Origin of the sequence: Actinomyces slackii (assembly GCF_900637295.1) — a bacterium.
Taxonomy (GTDB): Bacteria; Actinomycetota; Actinomycetes; order Actinomycetales; family Actinomycetaceae; genus Actinomyces; species Actinomyces slackii.
Genome location: NZ_LR134363.1, coordinates 3,144,912 through 3,160,863, shown reverse-complemented (window position 1 = coordinate 3,160,863; position 15,952 = coordinate 3,144,912). Strand labels below are relative to the sequence as shown.

Sequence of the window (15,952 nt, the reverse complement as noted above, 5' to 3'; positions counted from 1 at the left end):
CCATGACCGAGACGACCACGGCCAAGCCCGCGGCCCCCGCCGAGCCCCCCGTCGAGATGGTCTCCATGACCATCGACGGCCAGCCCGTGAGCGTGGAGAAGGGCACTCTGCTCATCCGCGCCGCCGAGCAGGTGGGCGTGCGCATCCCCCGCTTCTGCGACCACCCCCTCCTGGCGCCCTCGGCCAACTGCCGCCAGTGCCTGGTGGAGGTGGCCATGCCCGGGCGCGACGGCGTCGTGCGCCCCATGCCCAAGCCCCAGCCCTCCTGCGCCATGACCGCGATGGAGGGCATGGAGATCTCCACCCAGGCCACCAGCGAGGTCGCCGCCAAGGCCCAGGCCGGCACCATGGAGTTCCTCCTGGTCAACCACCCCCTGGACTGCCCGGTCTGCGACAAGGGCGGGGAGTGCCCCCTGCAGAACCAGGCCCTGGAGCTCATGGCCTCCGGCGCCCAGTCCGCCACCCGCTTCACCGACGTCAAGCGCACCTTCCCCAAGCCCCTGCGCCTGACCAGCAATGTGCTGCTGGACCGCGACCGCTGCATCCTGTGCCAGCGCTGCGTCCGCTTCGCCGACCAGATCCCCGGCGACCCCTTCATCGCCCTTCAGGGGCGCGGCGGAGGCCACCCGCCCGCGGACATGGACGGCGTCCCCGAGCACTCCGGCGGCCTGTACTCCGAGCAGATCGGGCGCTTCGACACCCAGGTGCTGGACTTCTACGAGGCCGACTCCACCGGCGACCCGGCCCTGTCCACCATCCGCGGGGAGCACGGCCTGAGCGCCGCGGCAGGCCTGGCCGGCCCCGGGGGCGACCCCGGCGTGGTCTCAGGCGCGGCCGCAGGCCCGGGCATCGAGGCCGGACGGGCGGACCTGGATGTCTCCGGGCGCCCCTTCGCCTCCTACTTCTCGGGCAACATCATCCAGATCTGCCCGGTGGGGGCGCTGACCAGCGCCCGCTACCGCTTCCGCGCCCGGCCCATGGACCTGGTCTCCACCGACTCGGTCACCGAGCACGACGCATCGGGATCGGCCATCCGCGTGGACATGCGCCGCGGCACCGTGCTGCGCCGCCTGGCCGGCAACGACCCGGAGGTCAACGAGGAGTGGATCACCGACAAGGACCGCTTCGCCTTCCCCTGGTCCAGCCTGGAGGACCGCCTGACCACGCCCCTGGTGCGCGATGAGGACACCGGCGAGCTGGTGCCCACCAGCTGGTCCGACGCCCTGGACGTGGCCGCCACGGGCCTGGCCCGGGCCGCGGGCGACGGCGGTGTGGGCCTGCTGCCCGGCGGGCGCCTGACCCTGGAGGACGCCTGGGCCTGGTCGCGATTCGCCCGCACCGTGCTGGGCACCAATGACATCGACCAGCGCGTGCGCCACCACAGCGCCGAGGAGGACTCCTTCCTGGCCAAGCGGGTCGCCGGCACCGGCCTGGGCGCGGTGACCTACCGCTCCCTGGAGAGGGCCGGGCAGGTCCTCCTGGTGGCCTTGGAGCCCGAGGACGAGTGCGGCTCCCTCTTCCTGCGCCTGCGCAAGGGGGTGCTGGCCGGGGGCGTGAGCGTCGCCAGCCTGACCGCCCGCCTGACCGCCGGCAGCCGCAAGCTCTCCGCCCAGACCATCCTGACCGCCCCCGGCCAGGAGGCCCGCGCCCTGGCGGTCCTGCCCAAGACCCACCCCGAGCTGGTCGAGGCCCTGGGGGCGCCCGGGGCCACCATCCTGGTGGGGGAGCGGGCCGCCGCCGTGCCCGGGCTGCTGGCCGTCATCGACGCCCTGGCCGCCGCCACCGGCGCCCGCCTGGCCTGGGTGCCGCGCCGCGCCGGAGAGCGCGGAGGCATCGAGGCCGGCCTGCTGCCGGGCCTGCTGCCCGGCGGCCGCCCCGTGGACCAGGCCGAGGCCCGCGCGCAGGTCGAGAGCGCCTGGGGCCTGCCCCCCAGCCAGCACCTGCCCAGTGCCGCGGGCCGGGACGCCACCGCCATCCTTACCGCCCTGGCCGAGGGCGAGCTCGGCGGCGCCGTCATCGGCGGCATCGACCTGCGCGACTTCCCCGACCCGGGCCTGGCGCGCACCGCCCTGGGCTCGGCCGGCTTCCTGGTCCAGCTCGAGGTGCGGCGATCCGAGGCCGGCGAGCACGCCGACGTCGTCCTTCCCGTGGCCCCCGCGGTGGAGAAGAACGGCACCTTCGTCAACTGGGAGGGCCGGGTGCGGCCCTTCGGCCAGGCCCACGTCTCCCGGTCCCGCACCGACCGCCAGGCCCTGGGCATGCTGGCCGCGGAGATGGGCCATGACCTGGGCGTGGACGACCTCGAGGTCCTGCACTCCCAGATCGAGGCCCTGGGCCTGTGGGACGGCCCCCGCCCCGCCATCGACGCCTCCGGCGTCGCCGACCCCCAGGACTCCCAGGACGAGGCCCCGGGCGTGCCCGCGGTCCTGGCCACCCACAAGCCCATGCTGGACGCCGGGCGCCTCCAGGACGGCGAGCCCTTCCTGGCCGCCACCGCCCTGCGGCCCGTGGCCCATGTGGGCGCCGATATCGCCGCGCGCCTGTCCCTGACCCCCGGCGCCCCCGTGGACGTCACCACCGCGGCGGGAACCATCACCCTGCCGGCCGTCGTGGGCGGCGTGGCCGACGGCGCCGTCTGGCTCCCCGAGTGCTCCCAGGGATCCACGGTTCACCAGACCCTGGATGCCGGCCACGGCTCGCCGGTGAGGGTCGCGGCGGCAGGGCCAACCAGTTCCCCGACCCCCGCGGAGGTGCTCCGATGACCGCCACCCAGATCCTGGCCGCCACCACCGTGGGAGGCTCCGGAGGCGTGACCGCCGACTTCTCCCAGGAGACCTGGTGGCTGACCCTCATGAAGGCCGGATTCATCGCCGGCTTCCTCATCGTCAGCGTCATCATGGTCCTGTGGGTCGAGCGGCGCGGACTGGCGCGCATGCAGACCCGCCTGGGCCCCAATGTCAACGGCCCCCTGGGCCTGCTCCAGGCCGTCGCCGACGCCGGCAAGCTCATCCTCAAGGAGGACTTCTGGCTCAAGGGAGCCGAGAAGCTCGTCTACATCCTGGCCCCGATCATCGCGGCCTTCAGCGCCTTCATGGTCTACGCCGTCATCCCCTTCGGGCCCGAGGTCACCATCTTCGGGCGGGTCACCCCCCTGCAGCTGACCGACTTCCCCGTGGCCGTGCTCTACATCCTGGCCATCACGGCCTTCGGGGTCTACGGCATCATCCTGGGCGGCTGGTCCTCCCACTCCACCTACCCGCTGCTGGGGGCCGTGCGCAGCGCCGCCCAGGTCATCTCCTACGAGCTGGCCATGAGCCTGTCCATTCTCACGGTCTTCCTGGCCTCGGGGACCATGTCCACCTCCGGCATCGTCAGCGCCCAGGAGCGCATGTGGTGGGCCGTGGCCATGATCCCCTCCTTCATCATCTACGTCATCTCCATGGTCGGGGAGGTCAACCGCCTGCCCTTCGACCTGCCCGAGGCCGAGGGCGAGCTCGTGGCCGGGCACATGGTGGAGTACTCCTCGATGAAGTTCGCCTGGTACTTCCTGGCCGAGTACATCAACATGTTCAACGTCTCGGCCGTCTGCGTCACCCTCTTCCTGGGCGGCTGGCGCTCCTTCATCCCCACCGCCCTGTGGGAGGGGGCCAACTCCGGATGGTGGCCCATGCTGTGGTTCATCATCAAGGTCTGGATGGTCATGTTCTTCATGGTCTGGACCCGCGGCACCCTGGTGCGCATCCGCTACGACCACTTCATGAAGCTCGGCTGGAAGCTGCTCATCCCCGTGGCCCTGGCCTGGTTCGTCCTGGTGGCCATCGTCCAGGCCATCCGCACCTTCTCCGACATCCCCGTCCAGTCGCTGCTGGTGGGCATCGCCATCGTGTTCGTCATCGCCATGGCCGTGCTCTACATCGTGACCTGGATGCAGGAGCGCGAGGAGGAAGAGGCCCTGGCCCGCGGCGCCTACGGGGATGACGACGACGAGGACTGGGACGACGAGATCACCGCCCCCGGCGAGGAGCTCCTCGCCCACGCCGGCGGATTCCCCGTGCCCCCGCTGCCCGGGGAGTCGCTGCCGCCCTCGCCCCGCGCCCGGCGCGCCGAGGCCGCACAGGATGCTCACGATGCTCAGGAGGCTCTGACGGCGACCGCTGAGCCGGACGACGCCCCGCAGGGCCAGGCGCCTCGGGACGGCGCCTCCGCCCTGCCCTCACTCGCCCTCGGCATGGAGGCCGACCCCCAGGAGGGAAACGATGACTGACCAGCCCGATCAGCCCACCCGGCCCGACTCCGACCACGAGGCCTGGCTGCGCGACGCCCCCGCCCGGGGACTGGCGGCCCTCTTCGCCCCGGTGGCCGGCTACGGGGTGACCATCTCCTCGATGTTCCGCCCGGTGGTCACTGAGCAGTACCCCTTCGAGCCGGCCCAGGTCATGCCCCGCTACCACGGGCGCCACCGCCTCAATCGCTACGAGGACGGCCTGGAGAAGTGCATCGGCTGCGAGCTGTGCGCCTGGGCCTGCCCGGCCGACGCCATCTACGTCGAGGCCGCCTCCAACGAGCCCGGCCAGCAGTACTCGCCCGGCGAGCGCTACGGCCGCGTCTACCAGATCAACTACCTGCGCTGCATCTTCTGCGGACTGTGCATCGAGGCCTGCCCCACTCGGGCCCTGACCATGTCCACCGACTTCGACGAGCTGGTCGGCCCCACCCGCACCGGCCTCATCTACGAGAAGGAGGACCTGCTGGCCCCCGTGCCCGCAGGCGGACTGGAGTCCCCCCACCCCATGGTGGCCGGCACCGAGGACGGCGACTACTACCGCGGCGCCGTCACCGGCCCCACCCAGGAGCAGATCGACTGGGTGCGCGCCCACCGCCCCGAGGACCCCAGCCTGTCCACCGCCCAGCCCGTCCCCGGCCCGGAGGACCCCGCGATGAAGGAGGCCCTGCGATGAGCGCCGCAAGCGCAGCGATCGCCCAGCTCGCCGGATCGGCGTCGCTGCCCGCAGCCGCGGGCGGCACCGGCGATCCGGGGCGGATGGCCACCGGGGAGGTGGTGCTCTTCATCGCCGTCGCCCTCATCACCGTGGCCTGCGGCCTGGGGGTGCTCACCGCCAAGCGCGCCGTGAGCGCCGCCGTCAACATGATCGGCATCATGATCAGCCTGGCGGTCCTCTACATCGCCAACAGCGCCCCCTTCCTGGGCATCACCCAGATCGTCGTCTACACCGGGGCCGTCATGACCCTCGTGCTCTTCGTCGTCATGCTCGTGGGCGTCGGCGGGGAGGAGCCCATGGGCGGGACCACCTCCCGCATCCAGCGCCCCATCATCGCCCTGCTGGGCCTGGGCCTGGCCGGGCTCCTGGCCGCCATCGTCTGGCGCACCGCCTGGCCCCAGGCCCAGGGCCTGGCCGGAGGGGATGCCGCCACCCCCGACCGTCTGGCCGAGGTGCTCTTCGGAACACACGTGGTGACCATGGAGCTGACCGCCCTGCTGCTGGTGGTCGCCGCCGTCGGCGCCCTGACGCTGACCCACCGCCAGCGCATCCGCGCCAAGCGCAGCCAGGGGCAGATCGCCGAGGACAAGATGCGCGACTACGCCGCCACCGGCGCCCACCCCGGGCAGAAGCCCATGCCCGGCGTCTACGCCTCGACCAACACCGCCGCCGCCCCCGCCCTGGACGCCCAGGGGCAGGTGGTCGAGGAGTCCATCCCGCGGGTGCTGCGCGCCCGCGGCCAGGGCCTGGAGCTGTCCGAGGCCTCCCCGGAGATGGGCGCCGCCCAGCGCTCCGGCGAGATCATCGCCCGCGAGGACGGCGCCGTCGGGCTCTCCGGCATGGCCTCCATGCCCGGTGCCCGTGCCCCCCGGGTGGCCCAGCCCACCGCGAAGGACCGTCCCCAGGACGGCGCCGCGCAGAAGAATGAGGAGGAGGGCCAGTGAGTCTGCCCATCACCGCCTACGTCGTCCTGGCCGCGGTCCTGTTCACCCTGGGGGCGCTGACCGTGCTCCTGCGCCGCAACGCCCTCATCGAGCTGATGGGGGTCGAGCTCATGCTCAACGCCGTCAACCTCGTCCTGGTGACCTTCTCCCGCCTCCACGGCGATCTGACCGGTCAGGTCTTCGCCTTCTTCGTCATGGTGGTCGCCGCCGCCGAGGTCGTGGTGGGGCTGAGCATCGTCGTGTCCATCTTCCGCACCCGCAGGTCCACGTCGGTCGACGACGAGAACCTGCTCAAGAACTGAGAGGACCGTGGTGACAGCCATGACCGCACTGAGTGCCGCTGCCCCCGTCCTGACCGGGCCCGCCAGCGCTCTGGCCCAGGCCGAGGGCGGCTCCGTGGTCGGCGCCGCCGCACCGGCCACGGGCGCGGCCGCCCTGGCCTGGCTCCTCATCGCCGTGCCCGCCGCCAGCGCCGCCCTGCTCCTGCTGGCCGGGCGCCGCTCGGACGCCTGGGGCCACTGGCTGGGCCTGGCCGCCGCCCTGTTCTCCGCCTGCCTGGGGCTGGGGATCCTCGCCCAGGTCCTGGGCCTGCCCGCCGACCAGCGGGTCATGGAGGCCGACCTGTGGCGCTGGTTCGCCTCCGGGGACCTGGCCGTCGACGTCGGCCTGCGCATCGACCCGCTGTCCCTGACCTTCGTGGTCCTGGTGACCTTCGTCGGCTTCCTCATCCACCTGTACTCGGTGGCCTACATGAGCCACGACCGCGACCGGCGGCGCTTCTTCGCCTACCTCAACCTGTTCGTGGCCGCCATGCTCACCCTGGTGCTGGGGGACAGCTACATCGTGCTCTTCGTGGGCTGGGAGGGCGTGGGCCTGGCCTCCTACCTGCTCATCGGCTTCTGGAACACCGCTGAGGCCGACGCCCCCCGCGCCGAGCGGGAGAAGTCCCTGGAGAACGCCACGGCCGCCAAGAAGGCCTTCATCATGAACCGCGTGGGCGACCTGGGACTGCTGGCCGCCATGATGGTCATGGTCGCCCAGGTCGGCTCGGTGTCCTTCGACGCCGTCCTGCCGGCGGCCGCCCACGGCGAGATCCCCAGCGGATGGCTGCTCGCCGCCGGCCTGCTGCTCCTGGTGGCCGCCTGCGGGAAGTCCGCCCAGTTCCCCCTCCAGGCCTGGCTGGGCGACGCCATGGCCGGCCCCACGCCGGTCTCGGCACTCATCCACGCCGCCACCATGGTCACCGCCGGCGTCTACCTCATGGTGCGCTCCGGCGCCATCTTCGAGGGCGCCCCCTCCGCCCAGCTGGCCGTTGCCGTCATCGGCGCCATCACCCTGGTGCTGGGCGCCGTGGTCGGCTGCGCCAAGGACGACATGAAGAAGGTCCTGGCCGCCTCCACCATGAGCCAGATCGGCTACATGATGCTGGGCGCCGGACTGGGGCCCATCGGCTACGCCTTCGCCATCTTCCACCTGCTGACCCACGGCTTCTTCAAGGCCCAGCTCTTCCTGGGGGCCGGGTCCGTCATGCACGCCATGGGCGACCAGGTCGACATCCGCCGCTTCGGAGCCCTGCGCCGCGCCATGCGGATCACCTGGATCACCATGGGCATCGGCTGGCTCGCCATCCTGGGCATCCCGCCCTTCTCCGGCTTCTGGTCCAAGGACAAGATCATCGAGGCCGCCTTCGTCGGGCAGGGGGCCCAGCCCTGGATCCTGGGGAGCGTGGCCCTCATCGGCGCCGGCATCACCGCCTTCTACATGTCCCGACTGTTCTTCATGATCTTCCACGGCACCGCCAGGTGGACCACCGAGGAGGACCTGGAGGGCGAGGTCCACCCCCACGAGTCGGGCTGGCTCATGACCCTGCCGCTCATCATCCTGTCGGTCTTCTCCCTGGGACTGGGAGGGGTGCTCAGCCTGGGCGACGGCTTCGTCACCTGGCTGGAGCCGGTGACCGGCCACGCCGAGCACCATGAGCCGGTGCTGCCCATCCCCGCCATCATGGGCGCCACCCTGGCGCTGGTGGTCATCGGCGCCGCCGCGGCCTGGGTCATGTACGCCCGCCGCGAGGTCCCCGTGGTCATCCAGCCCGGAAGCGCCCTGGTGGAGGCCGCCCGCCGCGACATGTACCAGGACGCCATCAACGAGGCCATCGCCATGCGGCCCGGCCAGGGGCTGGTGGCCGCCGCCAATGCCGCCGAGGCCGCCGCCGTCGACGGGGCCGTCGAGGGGCTGGGCGCCGGTACCGCCGCAGTGGGCCGCCTGGCGCGGCGCACCGAGTCCGGATACGTCCGCTCCTACGCCGGCTACATGCTCGGCGGGGCGGTGCTCGCGCTCATCGCCGTCCTGGCCGCCAGGTTCTGAGAGGACACGACACATGCAGACCATTTCCGCACCGCAGCCCCTCCTGAGCCTGATGGCCCTCCTGCCCCTGGCAGGGGCGCTCCTGCTGTGGGCCGTGCCCCCACTGGGACGGCTCGCCCGCCCCCTCGGGCTGCTGGTCTCCCTGGGAGTCCTGGGCCTGGGCATCCGGGTCCTCACCCTCTTCGACGCCTCCCAGGCCTCCACCGTTCAGATGGCCGAGACCCGCCAGTGGATCCCCGCCCTGGGCGCCCACTGGGCGCTGGGCGTCGACGGCCTGGGCCTGGCCATGCTCCTGCTGGGGGCCTTCCTGACCCCCATCGTGCTGCTGGCCTCCTGGGGGGACGTCCCCGCCGACCGCCAGGCGCGGTTCACCGGCCTGGTGCTGTGCCTGGAGGCCTTCATCGTCGTCATCTTCGCGGCGCGGGACATCTTCCTGTTCTACGTCTGCTTCGAGGCGATGCTCCTGCCGGTCTACTTCCTCATCGGAACCTTCGGGGGCCCGGGCCGGCGCCGCGCGGCACTGAAGTTCCTCCTGTACTCCCTGGCCGGCGGGCTCGTCATGCTCGTGGGGGTCGTGGCCCTCATGGTCAACAGCATCCCGGCCCCCGACCCGACCACGGGCATCGCCGGCGGCCCCAGCCTCCTCATCTCCGACGTCGCCGCCAACCTCCAGGTCTCCCAGGGCGCCGCCCGCTGGATCTTCCTCAGCTTCTTCCTCGCCTTCGCCATCAAGGCCCCCATGGTCCCGGTGCACACCTGGCTGCCCGACACCGCCGAGCAGGCCACCCCGGGCACCTCCGTGCTGCTCATCGGAGTCCTGGACAAGATCGGCACCTACGGGATGATCGCCCTGGTCCTGCCGCTCTTCCCGGAGGCATCCAGGTGGGCGGCTCCCGTCATCCTCGTGCTGGCCGCCGTCTCCATCATCTACGGGGGACTGGTGGCCATCGCCCAGGATCACCTCTACCGCCTCATCTCCTACACCTCCATCAGCCACTTCGGATTCATGGTGCTGGGGATCTTCGTGGGCAGTCAGGTGGCGGCCAACGGCGCCATGGTCTACATGGTGGCCCACGGCCTGTCCATCGCCGGGCTCTACCTTGTCACCGGCTTCCTGGCCCGGCGCACCGGCACCGTCCTCATCTCCGAGCTGGGCGGCATGGCCCGCGTCACCCCGCTGGTGGCCGGGACCTTCCTCGTCTCGGGCCTGGCCTCCATCGCCCTGCCCGGGCTCTCGGGCTTCGTGCCGGAGTGGATGGTGCTCACCGGCACCTTCTCGGTCTCCACGGCGCTGGGCGGCGTCGCCCTGGCCGGGGTGGTCATCGCCGCCGTCTACGTCCTGGTGCCCTACCAGAGGGTCTTCACCGGGGCCCCCGACCCCAGCCGCACGGGCACCCCCGATCTTGAGGGCCGCGAGAAGCTGGTGCTGGTCCCGGTCATCGCCGCCATGCTCGCCCTGGGGCTGGCCCCAGCGGTCCTGACCAGCACCCTGGACGGGGTCGCCGAGCAGGTCTCCACCACCGTGAGCCGGCAGGCCGCCGGTGACGCGGCCACCAGCGCCTCCTCCGCAACGGAAGGGATCACCAAGTGAGCTTCACGCAGCCGATCATCAACTGGGCCGCTCTGACCCCGGCCCTCATCGTGCTTGTGGGCGCCGTCCTGGGCGTCCTGGTGGAGGCCCTCGTCTCTCGCCCCTCTCGCCATTTCACCCAGGTGCTGCTGGGAGTGGCGGCGATCGCGGGCTCCGGATTCGCCCTCTACCGGCGCTGGGACGCCATGCCCGGCCCCAACCAGCCCTGGCCGCCGAATATCGCCCCGGGCCTGGTTGAGGACCCCTTCGCCATCGCCGCCCAGGGCGTGCTGCTGGTGATCGGGTTCCTGGCGGTCCTGGTCATGGCCGACCGCACCGCCGTCGGCGACGGGGCCTTCGCCGCCCAGAGCGCCGACCGTCCCGGCAGCGCCGAGGAGGCCGAGTCCCTGCACGCCGGCTGGACCACCACCGAGGTCTTCCCCCTGGCCCTGTTCTCCCTGGGCGGGATGATGCTCTTCGGGGCCGTCAACAACCTCATCGCCCTGTTCGTCATCCTCGAGCTGGTCTCGCTGCCGCTCTACATCATGGCCGCCACCGCCCGTCACCGGCGCCTGCTCAGCCAGGAGGCGGCCCTGAAGTACTTCGTCCTGGGGGCCTTCGCCTCCGCCTTCCTCCTCATGGGCGCCGCCCTCCTCTACGGCCTGAGCGGCGCGGTGGACTACGCCTCGATCGCCCAGGCGCTGCGCGGGCAGGTCGTGGGCGCCGACCTGCTGGCCCTGGGGGGTCTGGCCCTGGTGACCGTCGGGCTGCTGTTCAAGGTGGGCGCCGTGCCCTTCCACGCCTGGAGCCCGGATGTCTACCAGGGGGCTCCCACCCCGGTGACGGGCTTCATGGCCGCCGGGGTCAAGGCGGCGGCCTTCTTCGCACTCGTGCGCTTCCACTACGAGGCCGCCGGGCTCATGGGCTGGGACCTGGCCCCCTTCCTGTGGGGCGTGGCCATCGCCACCATGGTCCTGGGCACGGTGGCGGGGATCGTCCAGAAGGATGTCAAGCGCATGCTCGCCTACTCGGCGATCGCCCACGCGGGCTTCATGCTCATCGGCATCATCGCCTACAACCGGGTCGGCATCGCCTCCCTGACCTTCTACGCCCTGACCTACGGGGTCTCCACGGTGGGGGCCTTCGGCCTCATCTCCCTGGTGCGCTCGCGCCACGAGGGGGCCGTGGGCGGGGAGGCCAATGACCTGGAGGCCTTCAAGGGCCTGGGACGGCGCAGCCCCTGGGCGGCCGGGGCCATGACGGTGTTCCTGCTGTCCTTCGCCGGCATCCCGCTGACCGCGGGCTTCACCGCCAAGTTCCAGCTCTTCGTCTCCGGAGTCACCGGCGGGGCGACCTGGCTGGTGATCCTGGCCGTGGCCTGCTCGGCGGCCACCGCCTTCTTCTACATGCGCCTGATCGTCCTCATGCTCTTCCACGCCCCCAAGGGTGAGGAGGTCGCCGTCGTCGACAGCCAGGGCATGGTGAGCGTGGCCGTCCTGCTGGCGGCTGTGGTCACTGTGGTGCTGGGCATCCTGCCGCAGGCCGTGATCGATCTGTTCGGCCAGACCGCTATGCTCCTGCCGTGATCGGATCGCTACCACTGAGCACCCCGCGTCTCGAGGCCCGCATCTCCGGTGCCCTGGAGGCCATTGAGGCCCGGCTCCTGGAGGTGGTGACCAGTGCGGATGAGACGATCAACCCGCCGACCTCTCACCTGGCCAAGGCCGGGGGCAAGCGGCTGCGGCCGGTGCTGGCCCTCCTGACCGCTCAACTGGGGGACCCCGAGCTGGCCACGGGCCCCATGGTGCGCGACGCGGGCGTGGCCGTGGAGCTGACCCACATCGCCACGCTCTACCACGACGACGTCATGGACGACGCCCCTTTGAGGCGCGGCGCGCCCAGCGCCCAGACCGTCTGGGGCAACTCCGCCGCGATCCTCACCGGTGATGTCCTGGTGGCCCGGGCCTCCCAGCTGGTGGCGGCCCTGGGCCCCGAGGCGGTCCTGGCCCACGCCAAGACCTTCGAGCGCCTGTGCATGGGCCAGCTCCACGAGACCCTGCCCCGCCCGGCGGGAACCGACCCGGTGGAGCACTACATCCAGGTCCTGGCGGACAAGACCGGCTCACTCATCGCCGTCTCTGCCCGCTACGGCGCCATGCTCACCGGGGCGGGGGAGCGCACCGAGCAGATCGTCGAGGCCTTCGGCGAGAAGATCGGCGTGGCCTTCCAGTTGGCCGACGACGTCATCGACCTGGTGGGCAGCTCGGAGACCACCGGCAAGACCCCGGGAACCGACCTGCGCGAGGGAGTCGAGACCATGCCGGTGCTCCTGCTGCGCCAGGCCCTGGCGGCCGGGGAGCTCGACGCGAGCGGGCAGTCGATCCTCTCGGCCCTGTCCACCGCGGATCTGGCCGACGACGAGGCCCTGGCCCAGGTGGTCGAGCGCCTGCGTGAGCATCCGGTGCTCGCCCGCACCCGGGAGATGGCCTTCGCCTGGGCGCGCGACGCCGTGGCGGCCCTGGAGGGGCTGGAGGAGGCCGTTGCTCAGGGGACCGCGGAGCGCCTGGCCGGGCAGGGGGCGGCTGAGGTGGAGGCCGCCCAGGCCGAGGCGCGCGAGCGCACCGCCATGGTGCGCGAGGGCATGGAGGACTTCGCCCGCCTCCTGGTGGACCGCGCGGCCTGAGCGGGGCATAGACAGGCCGGGCGGGACTGCCGGGAGGGTGCTTGGACGCCCACCGCCACCGACAAATCGGTGCCGTCGCTCCGTCACCGCCAAGGTCCTTCGACGCTACTCCAGCATTTCCCGCTCCACGCGATGATATTCTCTGACGTGCCGGGATCAATGCGTCTGGTGAAAATGGGGGAGTCGGGAATGCGGATAATCGACCTGGAGCACGTGTGCAAGAAGGTTGGTTCAGCGCAGGAGAAGACCATTCTCAGCGACGTGAGCCTCAGTGTTGACTCGGGGGCGTACATCGCTGTGCGCGGGCGCAGCGGATCCGGGAAGAGCACTCTGCTGTCCATTATCGGCGGCATGCAGCAGGCCACGTCGGGGCGCGTCCATGTCTGCGGGGAGTCCCTGGAGTCTGCGAGTGAGGAGCGAAGAGCGCGCTTCCGATTGAAGAACATCGGCTTCGTGTTCCAGTCCTTTCATCTGCTGGGCAGATTGAGTGCCTGGGAGAATGTGGCCGTGCCGCTGGTGCTGTCCTCGCGGCTGAAGCGGGGGTCGATCGAGGCGCGCGCCCGCCAGACCTTGAATGATCTGGGGATCGGAGACCTGGCGGATGCCCGCCCGTCGCAGCTCTCGGGTGGGCAGCAGCAGAGGGTGGCTATTGCGCGCTCACTCATCATGGAGCCAAATCTGCTGCTCGCCGATGAGCCGACCGGCAACCTGGATGAGCATTCCGCGGCTGAGGTGATGACCGTCCTGGAGCGAGCCCGCGCCGTCAATGGTGCGACACTCATCATTGTCACTCACGACCCGATGGTGGCAACTACGGCGGATAGGGTGATCGACATCGTCGACGGGAGGGTCTGCCCGGAGGGGGCGCGGGAATGAGGGAGTTCATTCGACTGGTGCTGGCTCTGTTCCGCACATCATGGGTCCGCTCCGCCACGACGATCCTGGGCATCGCGGCCACCACCGCCATGAGCTGCAGTGTGCTCCTCGTCATCAACGCCTTCGAATCAGGGATCAGGGATCAGCTCGACGGACTGTTCCACTCTCACAACAGGATCGTCCTGACCCAAACCGGCGGCCCCATGACAAGGGAGCAGATCGAGTCCTTGGCCGAGACCGCGGGGGAGGGGCGCGCGCTCCCGCTCGCTCAGCACGAGGCCATGGTGGATGGTGAGAAGACTGTGCTGCTCGTCATCCCGGATGACCGCTCCCAGGACGCCTCCCCGGCTGAACGGGATCAGGTGTGGCTCTCCTCGACCTTGCGCGCCAGCATCGGGGGAGAGGTCGGCGAATCCATCACGGTGAGAGTGGGGGCCAAGACCTGGGAGGCCGCGATCGGCCCGGATCCCTCGAGCCAGGGACATCCGGAATTCGACCGCTCCACCTATGCCGTGGTCTCCGCGTCCACGCTGGCCCGGCTTGGCCATGCCGAGCTCGGAGCCCCCAATGCGGTCCTCGTCGATGCCGATTCTCCTGACCTCCTGCGAGAGCTGGAGGCGTATGCCCAATCGCATCCGGGCCTGCTGCTGCAGGATCGCTCCGCCGCGGATGCACTGTTGCGCACCGGCATCGATCCGGTGCTGAAGAACCTCCCGCTGGTCGCCGTCATGGCCTTTCTGCTCAGCCTGGTCCTCATCTTCACCATCACTCGATCCAGCGCGGATTCCCAGCGCCAGAGCTTTCTGCTCCTGCGCGCTCTGGGCGCCTCCGCCGGCCGTCTGCGGGGCCTGGCGGTGGCCTCTGGGCTGGGGCACGGGGTCCTCGGTCTTGCGGTCGGACTGCTCGCCGCGGCTCATGCCGCGGATGCGCTGATGGAATCCATCCCCGCGGCATTCAGGAACAGCGCGGCACCGATGCCTGAGATCCCGCTCTCGCCCCAGGTCTACATCGGCGTGTCCAGCGCCGTCCTGCTGATCTGCGTGATCGCCTCCAGGTCAGGAGTTCGTCCGATCATCTCGCTGTCCACCGAGGATCAGTACCGAGGTGAGGCGAGGCAGCGTCGATGGACCACACCGCTGGCGGCCACCTGCGGGGCCCTCGCGGTGCTCCTCGCCGTTCTCGCGGTGCGGTGGCACCCGCGAGACCTGGGGACGCTCGGCCTGTTTCTTCTCATGCTCGGGTGGGTACTGCTCGGATCCGTTCTCATCGCCGTCCTGCTGAGATGCTTCGATCGTCTAGTGCTGCGATCGCGCCCGGGCTTCGTGTCACGCAGCGCTGATCGCCGTGTCGCGGCCCAGATGCAGTCGGGCGCGCTGGTCGTCAGTGGCGCCCTCGTCCTGCTCGTGTCCCTATCCGGGCTGGCCACGAATCTGCAGAGGTCCATCGAGCCGACGATGGCCGGGATGGGGGACATCGAGCTCCTGGCCCAAGATGCCGCGCCTGACGATCTGCCAACGATCCGGAACATGCCGGCATCCTCCGTGGAGTCCGTGGAGGGGGTTGACGGTGTCACCCATGTGCGTCCCATTCAGATGGGGTACATCACCCACAAGAGCAAACGGGTCCTGATCCAGGGAGTGAGCGAGGGCTCCCAGCTGCCTGTCGTGCAGCAGGCAGAGGCGGCAGGAGGCCGGCTGGCCCCCGGCAGCGCATTCATCTCAACGCAGTTCGCTGAGCAGAACGATCTCTCCGTGGGCGACGTCGTCACACTGCGCACTCCCGACGGGGCGACTGTGCGGCTGACGGTGGACGCCGTCGTCCACTCCTTCCTCTGGCCCGGGGGCCTGGTGGCCATGAGCATCGAGGACAGCCGCAGGCTGTGGCCGCAAGACGGCGTCAGCGCCCTGGAGATCAGCTGCAGCCTGCCATGGCAGGATGTCGCGAGCACCATCCGCAGCCGTCTGGGGGACCTCGGGCTTGCGGACACCACGGTGCTGGCCTCGGGGCCCGATCAATCAGCCCAGGCCTCCAAGGTTGTCGAGGACAGCACGCAGCTCTACCGGTCCTTGGCCATGATCGGTCTGTTCGTCGCCATGCTCATCGCCAGCAGTGCCATCACGCTCGATACGTCCAGGCGCCTCAAGGAGTTCGGGATCGTGCGAGCGGTGGGCGCGCGGGGACGGTTCCTGGTCTCGATGGTCGTGACCAGGGCGGCACTGCTCGTTGCCCCGGCTGTCGTCGTCGGCGGCCTGTTCGGAGTGCTGCTGCTGTGGATGATGACCCAGATCTCGGCGGAGAGCCAAGGGGCGAGTCTGCGGATGCACTGGTCCGGGAGCACCACTGCCGGTGCGGCCCTGGCCTGTCTCGCGGTCATCGGGGTGTCCGCGGTGAGCTCCGCCCGACTCGTGACCAGGAGGCCAGCGCCCGAGATGCTCGGCTCGGACGAATGAGAGGGTGCGCGGGTAGGCGGGCCTCGTCGCCTGAGCGCGCGGGATACATACGCTCGGCGGAG

General features: G+C 70.8%; 11 protein-coding genes. All 11 read left to right on the top strand.

Annotated elements, in window-relative coordinates; all coding sequences use genetic code 11:
* The first annotated feature begins 2 nt into the window (after nucleotides 1–2).
* The 11 genes from EL266_RS13050 (at nucleotide 3) to EL266_RS13000 (ending at nucleotide 15,890) form a co-directional block, all read left to right on the top strand.
* Nucleotides 3–2,762 carry an NADH-quinone oxidoreductase subunit G gene (locus tag EL266_RS13050; protein WP_051280989.1) on the top strand — a complete coding sequence of 920 codons (2,760 nt, stop codon included), beginning with the start codon at nucleotides 3–5 and terminating at the stop codon, nucleotides 2,760–2,762.
* Nucleotides 2,759–4,264 (top strand): NADH-quinone oxidoreductase subunit NuoH, encoded by a 1,506-nt coding sequence (nuoH, locus tag EL266_RS13045; RefSeq protein ID WP_084500525.1) that lies wholly within the window; start codon nucleotides 2,759–2,761, stop codon nucleotides 4,262–4,264. Before EL266_RS13050 ends, nuoH begins: the two co-directional genes overlap by 4 nt.
* Nucleotides 4,257–4,958 carry an NADH-quinone oxidoreductase subunit NuoI gene (gene nuoI / locus EL266_RS13040; protein ID WP_026426466.1) on the top strand — a complete coding sequence of 234 codons (702 nt, stop codon included), beginning with the start codon at nucleotides 4,257–4,259 and terminating at the stop codon, nucleotides 4,956–4,958. The genes nuoH and nuoI overlap by 8 nt, the downstream gene beginning before the upstream one ends.
* Nucleotides 4,955–5,944: an NADH-quinone oxidoreductase subunit J gene (locus tag EL266_RS13035; protein WP_084500527.1), complete on the top strand. Its 990-nt coding sequence runs from the start codon at nucleotides 4,955–4,957 to the stop codon at nucleotides 5,942–5,944. The genes nuoI and EL266_RS13035 overlap by 4 nt, the downstream gene beginning before the upstream one ends.
* On the top strand, nucleotides 5,941–6,246 hold the full coding sequence (gene nuoK, locus EL266_RS13030) for an NADH-quinone oxidoreductase subunit NuoK (protein ID WP_026426468.1): 306 nt from the start codon (nucleotides 5,941–5,943) through the stop codon (nucleotides 6,244–6,246). The genes EL266_RS13035 and nuoK overlap by 4 nt, the downstream gene beginning before the upstream one ends.
* A gap of 19 nt (nucleotides 6,247–6,265) precedes the next feature.
* Nucleotides 6,266–8,311, top strand: a complete 2,046-nt coding sequence (gene nuoL / locus EL266_RS13025; protein ID WP_126412399.1) for an NADH-quinone oxidoreductase subunit L — start codon at nucleotides 6,266–6,268, stop codon at nucleotides 8,309–8,311.
* 13 nt (nucleotides 8,312–8,324) lie between these two features.
* A complete protein-coding gene (locus tag EL266_RS13020) occupies nucleotides 8,325–9,902 on the top strand; it encodes an NADH-quinone oxidoreductase subunit M (protein WP_026426470.1) in 1,578 nt (525 codons plus the stop codon).
* The gene (gene nuoN, locus EL266_RS13015) at nucleotides 9,899–11,467 is read left to right on the top strand and encodes an NADH-quinone oxidoreductase subunit NuoN (protein WP_026426471.1); all 1,569 of its coding nucleotides are present in this window, start codon (nucleotides 9,899–9,901) and stop codon (nucleotides 11,465–11,467) included. The genes EL266_RS13020 and nuoN overlap by 4 nt, the downstream gene beginning before the upstream one ends.
* Nucleotides 11,464–12,564, top strand: coding sequence for a polyprenyl synthetase family protein (locus EL266_RS13010; RefSeq protein ID WP_026426472.1), 1,101 nt, complete (start codon nucleotides 11,464–11,466; stop codon nucleotides 12,562–12,564). Before nuoN ends, EL266_RS13010 begins: the two co-directional genes overlap by 4 nt.
* 132 nt (nucleotides 12,565–12,696) lie before the next feature.
* The gene (locus EL266_RS13005) at nucleotides 12,697–13,440 is read left to right on the top strand and encodes an ABC transporter ATP-binding protein (protein ID WP_084500529.1); all 744 of its coding nucleotides are present in this window, start codon (nucleotides 12,697–12,699) and stop codon (nucleotides 13,438–13,440) included.
* Complete coding sequence (locus tag EL266_RS13000) at nucleotides 13,437–15,890, top strand: ABC transporter permease (protein WP_026426474.1); 2,454 nt, start codon at nucleotides 13,437–13,439, stop codon at nucleotides 15,888–15,890. Before EL266_RS13005 ends, EL266_RS13000 begins: the two co-directional genes overlap by 4 nt.
* Nucleotides 15,891–15,952: the final 62 nt, after the last annotated feature.